The 12,321-nt window shown below is 70.0% G+C and carries 8 protein-coding genes and 1 pseudogene; 7 read left to right on the forward strand and 2 right to left on the reverse strand.

Annotated features, from left to right (window positions below):
* Positions 1-10: 10 nt before the first annotated feature.
* Positions 11-700 carry a maleylpyruvate isomerase family mycothiol-dependent enzyme gene (locus ACFU6I_RS05735; protein ID WP_384362015.1) on the reverse strand — a complete coding sequence of 230 codons (690 nt, stop codon included), beginning with the start codon at positions 698-700 and terminating at the stop codon, positions 11-13.
* A 176-nt stretch (positions 701-876) separates the two neighbouring features.
* On the opposite strand from ACFU6I_RS05735, the gene uvrA reads away from it, so the two are divergent.
* Both uvrA and ACFU6I_RS05745 read left to right on the forward strand, forming a co-directional pair.
* The gene (gene uvrA, locus ACFU6I_RS05740) at positions 877-3,912 is read left to right on the forward strand and encodes an excinuclease ABC subunit UvrA (RefSeq protein WP_384362018.1); all 3,036 of its coding nucleotides are present in this window, start codon (positions 877-879) and stop codon (positions 3,910-3,912) included.
* Positions 3,913-4,343: 431 nt separating this feature from the next.
* Positions 4,344-4,772 (forward strand): Rieske (2Fe-2S) protein, encoded by a 429-nt coding sequence (locus tag ACFU6I_RS05745; RefSeq protein WP_345514728.1) that lies wholly within the window; start codon positions 4,344-4,346, stop codon positions 4,770-4,772.
* 45 nt (positions 4,773-4,817) lie between these two features.
* Here ACFU6I_RS05745 and ACFU6I_RS05750 read toward each other — a convergent pair.
* Positions 4,818-5,201 (reverse strand): annotated as a pseudogene (locus ACFU6I_RS05750) (hypothetical protein); the annotation flags it as partial.
* A 735-nt stretch (positions 5,202-5,936) separates the two neighbouring features.
* Between ACFU6I_RS05750 and uvrC the strand changes: the two are divergent.
* The 5 genes from uvrC to gap all read left to right on the forward strand — a co-directional run bounded on the left by uvrC (position 5,937) and on the right by gap (position 12,240).
* The gene (gene uvrC, locus ACFU6I_RS05755) at positions 5,937-7,967 is read left to right on the forward strand and encodes an excinuclease ABC subunit UvrC (protein WP_384362021.1); all 2,031 of its coding nucleotides are present in this window, start codon (positions 5,937-5,939) and stop codon (positions 7,965-7,967) included.
* A complete protein-coding gene (gene rapZ, locus ACFU6I_RS05760) occupies positions 7,964-8,959 on the forward strand; it encodes an RNase adapter RapZ (protein ID WP_384362025.1) in 996 nt (331 codons plus the stop codon). Before uvrC ends, rapZ begins: the two co-directional genes overlap by 4 nt.
* On the forward strand, positions 8,956-9,993 hold the full coding sequence (yvcK, locus tag ACFU6I_RS05765) for a uridine diphosphate-N-acetylglucosamine-binding protein YvcK (RefSeq protein ID WP_345514731.1): 1,038 nt from the start codon (positions 8,956-8,958) through the stop codon (positions 9,991-9,993). The genes rapZ and yvcK overlap by 4 nt, the downstream gene beginning before the upstream one ends.
* Positions 9,984-10,973, forward strand: coding sequence for a DNA-binding protein WhiA (gene whiA / locus ACFU6I_RS05770; RefSeq protein ID WP_030919772.1), 990 nt, complete (start codon positions 9,984-9,986; stop codon positions 10,971-10,973). The genes yvcK and whiA overlap by 10 nt, the downstream gene beginning before the upstream one ends.
* A 262-nt stretch (positions 10,974-11,235) precedes the next feature.
* Entirely contained in the window at positions 11,236-12,240 is a 1,005-nt protein-coding gene (gene gap, locus ACFU6I_RS05775; RefSeq protein WP_384362028.1) for a type I glyceraldehyde-3-phosphate dehydrogenase, read from the forward strand.
* The last annotated feature ends 81 nt before the right edge of the window (positions 12,241-12,321 follow it).

Consider the following 12,321-nt stretch of genomic DNA (forward strand, 5'->3'; position numbering starts at 1 on the left):
ACGTCTCAGCCTATAGCGGCGGCAGTACGGGAAGAGGGCCGCCGTCGACCTCCAGCGCCGAGCCGTCGCGGCGTCCGGCGAGCCAGCCGAGCAGCTCCGGCGCCGGGCCGCGGACCGCGACGGCCGGGCCCTCGGCGCCGCCACCCGTGGTCCAGAACCGGCCGTCGTCGGCGGCCAGACCCGTGGACGCGACCTCCGGGTGACGGTCGAACCGCTCCGCGAGGAAGTCGATCTCACGGGCCACGAATTCGTCCGGAAGGTCCTCGAGCTCGTAGCCGATCCCCAGGTCGACATGGTGAAGTTCGACCTCGACCCAGCGGCGGAAGGGGACCCGGGAGGCGGAGTCGGTCACGCCGTTGCGCATCGTGACGGTGCGGGACCAGTCGGCCGGCTCGGCGGCGGCGGCCAGGAAGCGGGCCGCGCTCTCGCGCAGGTCGGCCAGCTGCTCGGTGAGCGGCCGGTGTGCGTCGCGCTCGATGTCCCGATCGCGGGTTTCGCTGTCTGCGTACATGGGACGGCCCTGGAGAACATTTACGAGCGCGTCGGCGTTACGGGAAAGGTGTGCAAGGACATGGCCCCGGCTCCAGCCGGGCAGCCGTGACGGTTCGGCAGCGGCGACTTCGTCCAGTTTCACCGTCGCGCTGAGGAGTCGATCCGTCGCTTCACGTAGGGCTGCCAGGTCGTGCGCGTGATCAATCATGCGGCTGAGCCTAGCCTCGGCACTCGTTCGGGTGAAGGAGTCATTGACCGTCCGTAAATCGAATGCGCGTGCTATACGCTCGGAGTCGAAAAGCTTCGTACACCGCTGTGGCGCCCCCCATACCCTGGGACAGGGGCTCAGTTCCCCCATTTCTCTCTAGAAAGGTGCGGACCGGCGTGACCGACCGTCTCATCGTCCGTGGCGCTCGCGAGCACAACCTCAAGAACGTCTCGCTCGACCTTCCCCGCGACTCCCTCATCGTCTTCACCGGGCTTTCCGGGTCGGGCAAGTCGTCTCTCGCGTTCGACACGATCTTCGCCGAGGGCCAGCGCCGGTACGTGGAGTCCCTCTCCTCGTACGCCCGGCAGTTCCTCGGCCAGATGGACAAGCCGGACGTCGATTTCATCGAGGGCCTGTCGCCCGCCGTCTCCATCGATCAGAAGTCGACCTCGCGCAACCCGCGCTCGACGGTCGGCACGATCACCGAGGTGTACGACTACCTCCGGCTGCTCTTCGCCCGGATCGGCAAGCCGCACTGCCCCGAGTGCTCCCGCCCCATCTCCCGGCAGTCGCCGCAGGCCATCGTCGACAAGGTGCTCGGCCTGCCCGAGGGCAGCCGCTTCCAGGTGCTGTCGCCGCTGGTGCGCGAGCGCAAGGGCGAGTTCGTCGACCTCTTCGCCGATCTGCAGACCAAGGGCTACAGCAGGGCCCGGGTCGACGGCGAGACCATCCACCTCGCCGAGCCGCCCACGCTGAAGAAGCAGGAGAAGCACACCATCGAGGTGGTCATCGACCGCCTCACGGTGAAGGACAGCGCCAAGCGCCGGCTGACCGACTCGGTCGAGACCGCGCTCGGGCTCTCCGGCGGCATGGTCGTGCTCGACTTCGTCGACCTTCCGGAGGACGACCCCGAGCGTGAGCGGATGTATTCCGAGCACCTCTACTGCCCGTACGACGACCTGTCCTTCGAAGAGCTGGAGCCGCGCTCCTTCTCCTTCAACTCCCCCTTCGGCGCCTGTCCCGACTGCACGGGCATCGGTACGCGGATGGAGGTCGACCCGGAGCTGATCGTCCCCGACGAGGAGAAGTCCCTCGACGAGGGCGCGATCCACCCCTGGTCGCACGGCCACACCAAGGAGTACTTCGGGCGGCAGATCGACGCGCTCGCCGCAGCCCTCGGATTCCGTACGGACATCCCGTGGGCCGGGCTGCCGCAGCGGGCCAAGAAGGCCCTGCTCTTCGGCCACAAGATCCAGACCGAGGTCCGCTACCGCAACCGGTACGGGCGCGAGCGCGCGTACACCACCCCCGCCTTCGAGGGCGCGGTGCAGTTCGTCAAGCGGCGGCACTCCGACGCCGAGAGCGACTCCAGCAGGGAGCGCTTCGAGGGCTACATGCGCGAGGTGCCCTGCCCGACCTGTGAGGGCACCAGGCTGAAGCCGATCGTCCTCGCGGTCACGGTGATGGAGAAGTCCATCGCCCAGGTCGCCGCGATGTCCATCAGCGAGTGCGCCGAATTCCTCGGCCGGATGAAGCTCAACGCCCGCGACAAGAAGATCGCCGAGCGGGTGCTCAAGGAGGTCAACGAGCGGCTGAAGTTCCTCGTCGACGTCGGCCTCGACTACCTCTCGCTGAACCGCGCGGCGGGCACTCTGTCCGGCGGCGAGGCGCAACGCATCCGGCTCGCCACCCAGATCGGCTCCGGACTCGTAGGCGTGCTGTACGTGCTGGACGAGCCGTCCATCGGCCTGCACCAGCGCGACAACCACCGGCTGATCGAGACGCTGGTCCGGCTCCGCGACATGGGCAACACGCTCATCGTCGTCGAGCACGACGAGGACACCATCAAGGTCGCCGACTGGGTCGTCGACATCGGCCCCGGCGCCGGTGAGCACGGTGGCAAGGTGGTCCACTCCGGCTCGCTCAAGGAGCTGCTCGGCAACGACGAGTCGATCACCGGCCAGTATCTGGTCGGCAAGAAGGCCATCGCGATGCCCGACATCCGGCGCCCGGTCGACCCGGCGCGCAGGCTCACGGTGCACGGAGCCCGGGAGAACAACCTCCAGGACATCGACGTCTCCTTCCCGCTCGGGGTGCTCACGGCCGTCACCGGAGTCTCGGGGTCGGGGAAGTCGACGCTGGTCAACGACATCCTCTACACCCACCTGGCGCGCGAGCTGAACGGCGCCAAGTCGGTCCCCGGGCGGCACACCCGGGTCGACGGCGACGACCTGGTCGACAAGGTGGTGCATGTCGACCAGTCGCCGATCGGCCGTACACCCCGGTCCAACCCGGCGACGTACACCGGCGTCTTCGACCATGTCCGCAAGCTGTTCGCCGAGACGATGGAGGCGAAGGTGCGCGGCTATCTGCCGGGCCGCTTCTCCTTCAACGTCAAGGGCGGCCGCTGCGAGAACTGCTCCGGCGACGGCACGATCAAGATCGAGATGAACTTCCTGCCGGACGTGTACGTCCCGTGCGAGGTCTGCCACGGGGCGCGGTACAACCGGGAGACGCTGGAGGTCCACTACAAGGGCAAGTCGATCGCCGAGGTGCTGGACATGCCGATCGAGGAGGGCCTGGAGTTCTTCGAGGCCGTCCCGACGATCGCCCGCCATCTCCGTACGCTTCACGAGGTGGGCCTCGGATACGTCAGGCTCGGCCAGTCCGCGCCGACGCTCTCCGGCGGTGAGGCGCAGCGCGTGAAGCTCGCGAGTGAGCTGCAGAAGCGCTCCACCGGCCGCACGGTCTACGTCCTGGACGAGCCGACCACCGGACTGCACTTCGAGGACATCAGCAAGCTCATCAAGGTGCTGTCCGGACTGGTCGACAAGGGCAACTCGGTGATCGTCATCGAGCACAACCTCGATGTCATCAAGACCGCGGACTGGGTCATCGACATGGGGCCCGAGGGTGGCAACGGCGGGGGCATGGTGGTCGCCGAGGGTACGCCGGAGCTGGTCGCGACGGTCCCGGCGAGCCACACGGGCAAGTTCCTCCAGGGCATCCTGGACGCGGACCGGGTGAGCGAGGCGGCGGTGCCCGCGGCGCGGAAGCCCGTGCGGAGGACGGCCGCGAAGAAGGCCGTGGCCGCGAAGTCGTCCCCTGCGCGGAGGACGGCGACGGCCAAGACGGATATCGGCGGGAGCGCGGCGACCAAGTCGGCCAAGACGGCTGCGGCGAAGAAGACGACCCGCGCACGCAAGGCCTGACGCGCCGCGCGTCGAGGTGACGGCTCCCGGCCGCCGGGCGGGGAACCGTCACCTCGTGGGCGGCCCCGACCGGTCGAGTCCGGCCACGCTCGGCTGCCGGCGGGTGACGGCCGGGCGTGGGTGGCAGTGACCGGCGATGGTCCGCCACCGTCCTGCTGCCGCAAGGAGCGGGTGGCCGGGCCCGCCGCCGACCCGGCCCGCGTCGGCCGCTGCGGGCCGGTCATGGCTGCTCAGGCGTGGCCGCGACCGGTCCTGATCAGGCATGACCGTCCAGGACCGGCCCGGCCGCAGGGCCGCCCGTCTCCGCCGGTATCGTCGGTTCTGTCACTGATGCCGGTGGTGCCCCGAGTGCCTTCCGGTACCCCTGATGCACCCGGCGTCTCCCCCGACGCCCCCTCTTCGTCCCACCCCTCTCACCCCGTGGAGTCCGCATGTCCGGCCAGCCCACCGCCCGCCGCACCGTGCTGAAGGGTGCCGCTCTCGCCGGTGTCGCCGGGCTGGGAGTGGCCGCCTGTTCGACCGAATCGAAGCTCGGGCACGCCCAGACGCCGACCCCCACCGCCCCCGTCGAGCTCGGCTCCCCGGACGAGGTGCCGGTCGGCGGGTCCAAGCTCTACCGCGAGCAGCGGGTCGTCGTCAGCTGCCCGGCCAAGGGCGAGTTCAAGGCGTTCAGCGCCCAGTGCACCCACGCGGGCTGCCTGCTGGACAAGGTCGAGGACAACGAGGGGAACTGCCCCTGCCACGGCAGCCGCTTCGACACGACCACCGGCGAGGCGGTGCAGGGTCCGGCCACCGTGCCGCTGCCCTCCGTCCCGGTCAAGGTCGAGGGCGGAAAGCTGATCGCCGGTCCTGACGCCTGACCCCCGACGCCCCGGGCCGGGTCACTCCCGGTCCCGGTCGATGCGCCCGCCGGCAGGCGCGCCCAGCGCGTCGAGCAGCCGCTCCTCCGCCCCGGCCGCCTTCATCGGTCAGCGATGCGATCGCGCCGCCGGGCGCGCGGCGTCCGTGGGGGCGTCCCCGACCCGCAGGAGCCGCAGCAGTGAGTCGCCCGGCAGCCGCAGCACTTCCTCCAGTGCTTCCACCGCCCGCAGGGACTCGGCGCGCTGCGGGCGCCGGGCGCCCTGCTGCCGGTAACTGAGGCTGGTCACACCGACCTTCACCCCGTTGTGTGCGCGATGGTGCTGCACCCGCTGGAGGGGGAGTCCGCGGACCGACGGAGCGGTGCGCGGCGCCAGACGGAACGGGTCGGTGTGCAGCACCTGCGCCGGTTCGACCTCGGTGTGCTGCATGACGCGCCTCCGGTGAACGTTCACGATACGGGCGGCGGGACCGCGCCGGTGGGAGCGGGGCGGCAGGTCGCCGGGGGCGGACCGTTCACGCATCCGCCTCACCGCTCACACCGGGATGTTCCCCCGCATTGAAGCGTGTTGATCCGTCCCCGACAACGGTTGACGCTCCCTCGGCAGCGTCCGGACGTTCCGATTGCCCCGCCCCGCCCCGCCCCGCCCCGCCCTGTCCACCGTCGTCGCCCCGCCCCGGCGGCCGCTCACGACGCCGACACCGACCCTGGACGCCCCTGCCCCGGTCCTTCGCCCGGGAGGGGCACTGGCCTGCACGGCGGTCTCCTCGGACGGCCGGAAGGCGTCCCTTTGGGCCGCCCCCGGGGCGGGGACGGCCGGCGCCCGGCAGGTGGTGAACATCGCCGGCGGCGACGACGGGACGCGGTACGCCACCGAGAGGGCCCGCAAGCTCCCCGGGGGCACGGTCTTCTTCCGCGAGCCGCGGATCGGCGCCCGGTATGTCCGGAAAAGTGGGCGCATGCTCCCGCGGGACCAGGACGCGGCCCGGGTGGTCGGCGCCCGTGGCCCGACATCGGACGCCCACCGCCCCGGGCGCAGGAGGATGACCGGGAACAGGCTCCTCGGCTCCGGCTGTGCCCGCTCCGGCAGGGCGGGCGGCTGCGCGGCGGCCGGCATCCCCCGGACGTCACCGCACTGTCACTGCCCGCAAGTAGGGTGGGAGGCATGGCAGACCCCTCCAGCTACCGCCCCAAGCCGGGACAGATCCCCGACTCCCCGGGGGTCTACAGATTCCGTGACGAGCACCGCCGGGTGATCTACGTCGGGAAGGCGAAGAGCCTGCGCCAGCGCCTGGCCAACTACTTCCAGGACCTGGCCAATCTCCACCCGCGTACGCGCACGATGGTCACCACGGCCGCCTCCGTCGAGTGGACCGTCGTCGCCACCGAGGTCGAGGCGCTCCAGCTGGAGTACTCCTGGATCAAGGAGTACGACCCCCGGTTCAACGTCAAGTACCGGGACGACAAGAGCTATCCGTACCTCGCGGTCACGCTCAACGAGGAGTTCCCGCGCGTGCAGGTCATGCGCGGCGCCAAGAAGAAGGGTGTGCGCTACTTCGGTCCGTACGGGCACGCCTGGGCGATCCGCGAGACCGTCGACCTGATGCTCCGGGTCTTTCCCGTACGTACGTGCTCCGCCGGTGTGTTCAAGAACGCCGCGCGGACCGGCCGCCCCTGTCTCCTCGGCTACATCGGCAAGTGCTCGGCGCCCTGCGTCGGCCGGGTCACCCCCGAGGAACACCGCGAACTGGCGGACGATTTCTGCGACTTCATGGCCGGCCGCACGGGCACGTACATCCGCCGCCTGGAGAAGGACATGATGGCGGCGGCCGAGGAGATGGAGTACGAGCGGGCGGCCCGGCTCCGCGACGACGTGGAGGCCCTCAAGCGGGCCATGGAGAAGAGCGCCGTCGTCCTCGCCGACGCCACCGACGCCGACCTGATCGCGCTCGCCGAGGACGAGCTCGAGGCCGCCGTGCAGATCTTCCACGTCCGCGGCGGCCGGGTGCGCGGCCAGCGCGGCTGGGTCACCGACAAGGTCGAGGCGGTCGACACCTCGGACCTCGTCGAGCACGCCCTGCAGCAGCTGTACGGGGAGGAGACGGGCGACTCCGTCCCCAAGGAGGTCCTCGTCCCGGCCCTTCCGGAGGACCCGGAAGCGGTCTCCCAGTGGCTCGCCGACCGCCGGGGCTCCCAGGTCAGCCTGCGCATCCCGCAGCGCGGCGACAAGAAGGACCTGATGGTGACGGTCCAGCGCAACGCCCAGCAGGCCCTGGGGCTGCACAAGACCAAGCGCGCCTCCGATCTGACGACCCGCTCCCGCGCCCTGGAGGAGATCGCCGAGGCGCTCGGCCTCGATTCGGCTCCGCTGCGCATCGAGTGCTTCGACATCTCCCATCTCCAGGGCGACGACGTGGTCGCCTCCATGGTCGTCTTCGAGGACGGTCTGGCCCGCAAGAGCGAGTACCGCCGCTTCCAGATCAAGGGCTTCGAGGGCCAGGACGACGTCCGCTCGATGCACGAGGTGATCGGCCGCCGCTTCAAGCGGTATCTGCAGGAGAAGGAGCGGACGGGGGAGTGGGAGGAGACCCCTGCCCCCACCGGAGCCGTCCCGGCCCCGGAAGCCTCCGATGCCGACCCCTTCGAGGTCGGGTCCCGCGAGGACGACGGCCGTCCCAAGAGGTTCGCCTACCCGCCGCAGCTCGTGGTGGTCGACGGCGGCCAGCCGCAGGTCGCCGCGGCCATGCGGGCCCTCGACGAGCTGGGGATCGACGACATCGCCGTCTGCGGCCTCGCCAAGCGTCTCGAAGAGGTCTGGCTGCCCGAGGACGACGACCCCGTGGTCCTGCCCCGCTCCAGCGAGGGCCTCTACCTCCTGCAGCGCGTCCGCGACGAGGCCCACCGTTTCGCCATCACCTACCAGCGCGCCAAGCGGGCCAAGCGCATCCGCTCCAGCCCTCTCGACGCGGTCGCCGGACTCGGCGAGACCAGGAAGCAGGCGTTGATCAAGCATTTCGGCTCCGTGAAGAAGCTGAAGCAGGCGACAATCGACGAGATCTGCGAGGTTCCGGGAATAGGCCGCAGGACGGCGGAATCAGTGGCTGTCGCCCTCGCCTCGACCACCCCGGCCGCGCCCGCCGTGAACACGGCGACAGGAGAGATCATTGAAGAGGACGACGGGGGCAGCGCAACATGACTGAGCACGAGCAGGAACAAGAGCACAACCAGCAGCACGAGCACGAGCACGAGCACGATCGCACAGACCGAGCAGACGGAGCAGGACACGTGAGTACGGGCACCACGATCGAGACGGGCGACGCCGGTGCGGCCATCCCCGAGCTGGTGATCATCTCCGGTATGTCGGGTGCCGGGCGGTCCACCGCCGCCAAATGTCTGGAGGACCTCGGCTGGTTCGTCGTCGACAACCTGCCGCCCGCGCTGATCCCCACCATGGTGGAGCTGGGTGCCCGGTCGCAGGGCAATGTGGCCCGGATCGCCGTCGTCGTCGACGTGCGCGGCCGCCGCTTCTTCGACAACCTCCGGGAATCCCTCGCCGACCTCGAGGCCAAGCACGTCACCCGGCGGATCGTCTTCCTGGAGTCGTCCGACGACGCGCTGGTCCGCCGCTTCGAATCGGTCCGCCGCCCGCACCCCCTCCAGGGTGACGGCCGCATCGTCGACGGCATCGCGGCGGAGCGCGACCTGCTGCGCGAGCTGCGCGGTGACGCCGACCTGGTGATCGACACCTCCAGCCTCAACGTGCACGAGCTGCGCGCCAAGATGGACGCCCAGTTCGCCGGCGACGAGGAGCCGGAGCTGCGGGCCACGGTGATGTCGTTCGGTTTCAAGTACGGCCTGCCGGTCGACGCCGACCTGGTGGTGGACTGCCGCTTCCTGCCCAACCCGCACTGGGTCCCGGAGCTGCGCCCGTTCACCGGGCTCAACGAGGAGGTGTCGGCGTACGTCTTCGACCAGCCGGGCGCCAAGGAGTTCCTCAACCAGTACACCGAGCTGCTGCAGCTCGTCGCCGCGGGCTACCGCCGCGAGGGCAAGCGCTATGTGACGATCGCCGTCGGCTGCACGGGGGGCAAGCACCGCTCCGTCGCGATGTCGGAGAAGCTCGCCGCGCGGCTCGCCACCGAAGGGATCGAGACCGTCCTCGTCCACCGGGACATGGGGCGCGAGTGACCAGCCGTAATCTGCGCCTGCGGCGGCTGCGCAGAGCCACCTCCGCGCTCTCCGCCCGTAAGCGCGGCGCCCCGCATCCCAAGGTCGTCGCCCTCGGCGGCGGAATGGGTCTGTCCGCGTCGCTCGCGGCGCTGCGCCGGATCACCGGCGATCTCACCGCCGTGGTCACCGTCGCCGACGACGGCGGCTCCAGCGGCCGGCTCCGCGAGGAGCTCGGCGTCCTGCCGCCCGGCGACCTCCGGAAGGCGCTCGCCGCGCTCTGCGGCGACGACGACTGGGGCCAGACCTGGGCCCAGGTCATCCAGCACCGCTTCCAGTCCAAGGGCGATCTGCATGAGCACGCGGTCGGCAATCTGCTGATCGTCGCCCTGTGGGAGCAGCTCGGCGACCATGTGCAGGCCCTGGACCTGGTCGGCAAGCTCCTCGGCGCGCACGGCCGGGTGCTGCCCATGTCCGCCGTGCCGCTGGAGCTCCAGGCGCTCGTACGGGGCCACGACCCGGCCCGTCCGGACCAGGTGGACACGGTGCGCGGCCAGGCGACGGTGGCGCTCACCCCCGGCGAGGTGCAGTCCGTGCACCTCGTCCCGAACGACCCGCCGGCCGTCCCGGAGGCGGTCGAAGCGGTCCTGGACGCGGACTGGGTGGTGCTCGGCCCGGGATCGTGGTTCTCCTCCGTGATCCCGCATCTGCTCGTACCGGAACTGCTCGACGCACTCGTCGTGACGAAGGCCCGCAAGGTCCTCTCGCTCAACCTCGCACCGCAACCCGGTGAAACTGATGGCTTCTCTCCGCAGCGTCATTTGGAGGTTTTGGGACGACACGCCCCTAAACTCGCCCTGGACGTGGTGCTGGCCGACGAAGCCGCCGTGCCCGATCGCGAGTCCCTCGCCGATGCCGCCAAGCGGCTCGGTGCCGCGGTCGAGCTGGCGCCGGTGGCCTCACCCGACGGCGTTCCGATCCATGATCCGGAGCTGTTGGCCGCCGCGTACGACCGTATTTTTCGGATGCATGGAAGGATCGGCCCATGGCGATGACGCCGGCGGTGAAGGACGAAATCTCTCGGCTTCCCGTGACCCGGACCTGCTGCAGGAAGGCAGAGGTTTCGGCGATTCTTCGGTTCGCGGGCGGGCTGCACCTGGTGAGTGGCCGGATTGTGATCGAGGCGGAGCTGGACACCGCAATGGCGGCGCGCCGGCTGAAGCGGGACATTCTCGAGATCTTCGGGCACAGCTCGGAGCTGATCGTGATGGCCCCCGGCGGTCTGCGGCGCGGCTCCCGCTATGTCGTACGGGTGGTGGCGGGCGGCGACCAGCTGGCCCGCCAGACGGGTCTGGTGGACGGCCGCGGCCGTCCGATCCGGGGTCTGCCGCCGCAGGTGGTCTCGGGGGCCACCTGTGATGCCGAGGCCGCCTGGCGCGGGGCCTTCCTGGCCCACGGCTCGCTCACCGAGCCGGGCCGCTCCTCCTCGCTGGAGGTGACCTGTCCGGGCCCGGAGGCGGCGCTCGCGCTGGTCGGCGCGGCCCGCAGGCTCTCCATCGCGGCGAAGGCACGCGAGGTGCGCGGCGTCGACCGGGTCGTCGTCCGCGACGGCGACGCGATCGGTGCCCTGCTCACCCGGCTCGGCGCCCATGAGTCGGTGCTGGCCTGGGAGGAGCGGCGGATGCGCCGCGAGGTCCGCGCCACCGCCAACCGGCTGGCCAACTTCGACGACGCCAATCTGCGCCGCTCCGCGCGGGCCGCGGTGGCGGCGGGTGCCCGCGTGGGGCGTGCTCTGGAGATCCTGGGCGAAGAGGTGCCCGAGCATCTCGCGGCGGCCGGACGGCTGCGCATGGAGCACAAGCAGGCCTCCCTGGAGGAACTGGGCGCGCTCGCCGACCCGCCGCTGACGAAGGACGCGGTGGCCGGCCGGATCCGCCGGCTCCTGGCCATGGCCGACAAGCGGGCCCAGGACCTCGGTATCCCGGGGACGGAATCCACCCTGAGTGAGGAGCTCGCCGACGGCCTGGTGGGCTGAGCGGAAACGGCGGCGAAATTCGGCCGAAATCGGAACACGCTGCATACGCACAGGTGTTGACGGACAGTAATCATGGTTGCGTGTGCAGCTGAGTATCCGGAGGCCCGTACTCATACCGGGGAGTACGGGCCTCCGCGGCGCTTCCGACGCCGCTCGATGTCACTCACGGGCCCTTGGAGAGGTAGGGTCGGAGGCGGTCGGGGACATCCCTATACAACTCGCCGGCGTCGAAAACCGGCGTACCTAACGAGGAGATCGGTTCGTGACGATCCGCGTAGGCATCAACGGCTTTGGCCGCATCGGTCGTAACTACTTCCGCGCGCTGCTGGAGCAGGGTGCGGACATCGAGATCGTGGCTGTCAACGACCTGGGTGACACTGCGACCACGGCCCACCTTCTGAAGTACGACACCATTCTGGGTCGTCTGAAGGCCGAGGTCAGCCACACCGCCGACAGCATCACCGTCGACGGCCACACCATCAAGGTGCTCTCCGAGCGCAACCCGGCCGACATCCCCTGGGGCGAGCTGGGCGTCGACGTCGTCATCGAGTCGACCGGCATCTTCACGAAGAAGGCCGACGCCGAGAAGCACATCGCCGGTGGTGCCAAGAAGGTCCTCATCTCGGCTCCGGCCAAGGACGAGGACATCACCATCGTGATGGGCGTCAACGAGGACAAGTACGACGCGGCCAAGCACCACGTCATCTCCAACGCCTCCTGCACCACCAACTGTGTTGCGCCGATGGCCAAGGTTCTGGACGAGAACTTCGGCATCGTCAAGGGCCTCATGACGACGGTTCACGCGTACACGAACGACCAGCGCATCCTGGACTTCCCGCACTCCGACCTGCGTCGCGCCCGCGCCGCCGCGGAGAACATCATCCCGACCACGACCGGTGCCGCCAAGGCCACCGCTCTGGTGCTCCCTCAGCTCAAGGGCAAGCTCGACGGCATCGCGATGCGCGTTCCGGTCCCGACCGGCTCGGTCACCGACCTGGTCATCACGCTGGAGCGCGAGGTCACTCGCGACGAGGTCAACGCCGCCTTCCAGAAGGCCGCCGAGGGCCCCCTCAAGGGCAAGCTCGTCTACACCCAGGACCCGATCGTGTCCTCGGACATCGTCTCGGACCCGGCGTCCTGCACCTTCGACTCCCTGCTGACCATGGCAGAGGGTACGCAGGTCAAGGTCATCGGCTGGTACGACAACGAGTGGGGCTACTCCAACCGCCTCGTCGACCTGACCGTGTTCGTCGGCAGCCAGCTCTGACCGTCGAATCGGCAGGCACCTCGATGTGAGCACGGGGCTCGGACGGCGCAACGCAGCGCCGTTCGAGCCCCGTTGCATGCT

The sequence above is a fragment of the Streptomyces sp. NPDC057486 genome (assembly GCF_042802415.1).
In the GTDB taxonomy this organism is placed as follows: domain Bacteria; phylum Actinomycetota; class Actinomycetes; order Streptomycetales; family Streptomycetaceae; genus Streptomyces; species Streptomyces yanii.